This window comes from Actinomadura keratinilytica, from assembly GCF_039539665.1.
GTDB lineage: Bacteria > Actinomycetota > Actinomycetes > Streptosporangiales > Streptosporangiaceae > Spirillospora > Spirillospora keratinilytica.
Genome location: NZ_BAABDO010000269.1, coordinates 1 through 1,134, shown reverse-complemented (window position 1 = coordinate 1,134; position 1,134 = coordinate 1). Strand labels below are relative to the sequence as shown.

Genomic DNA, 1,134 nt, shown 5'->3' with positions numbered 1-1,134 from the left:
TGCGCCCGGTGCACGGACGGCACGCAGCGCCCCGACCGCCCTGGTGGCGACGCCTCGTCGGCGCGTTCATCCAGCTCGACGACGACGAGTGGTAACACGCGCCGCCGACTGCTCACGCGAGCCGCTGGCGGGCCACCGCAGACTGACAGCGAACGCCTGCGGGGGCGCGGCACCATAGGCGGGGCGGGTCCCCATGGCGCAGTCACCCGCCCCGCCTCCACAGCCCCAACAGGAGACAGTCATGGACCACTTAGCCAGATGGGGACAACCGCCCGAGCCGCACGAGACGCTTCCGCCCTGCTCGATGGTGCTCACCTCCGGCGGCCTGCTCGCCGCGAAGATCGCCAGCCTGGACGGGATGCTGTATGCGCTCGTCGCCTACGTCGCTGACATCGGCGCCCCCGCTACTGGGGCACATGGACGCGATTCCTCGGCGAGGACTGGCTGCGCACCCTGAACCTTCCCTATCACCTGTACGCGCCGCTCATCCGCGACCGCCAGCCCAACGCGCTAGTTCCCCGCCTCGGCAGGATCGCGGCCATCTCCCCTCCGACAGCATCATCGCGACCCGCTCCGCTCAAGACCCCGCACTGCTGGCCGACCACGCCGAAACCCTCGACGCGCTCGCCGCCTGGACCGGCATCCATCGCGACAAGATCGGCATCTACGGATCGGCCATGTACAAACAGGCGGCGGCCAGGGCCGCTCCCGCTCTTCATGTGGAGTGCGGGGGCACCGCAGCGGGGGCTTCGTCCTCGCCGCGGTGCCCCTGAGTGGGTGCCGGACCGGAAACAGGGTCAGGCGCTGGCTCCCTCGGCGCATGCTTCGCAGCAGCAGCCGTCGCGGGTGCACCAGCAGCGTCCCCCGCAGCCCCTGCTGTGGTGCTTGCTCCACGGCGGCTGGTAGCAACCGCATGTCGCGCAGGTCAGGGTGCCGGTCAGGCACGGGATGGGGAACGGCGGACGCCGATGCGGGCCCTTGCCGCCGGACATCCCGCCGCCCCCGGGCGGGAAGTAGCCGCCGCCCCCGTGTCCGCCGTGGGGCGGCGGAGGCGGGTAGCCGCCCTGCGGCGGATACCCGCCCTGCGGGGGATACGGCCCCTGCGGGACGTGCCCGCCCGGCGGGTAGGCGTTG

1 pseudogene is annotated in these 1,134 nt (G+C 72.4%); it reads right to left on the bottom strand.

The features are described from left to right. Positions 1 to 797: 797 nt before the first annotated feature. Positions 798 to 1,134 (bottom strand): annotated as a pseudogene (locus tag ABD879_RS32635) (hypothetical protein); the annotation flags it as partial.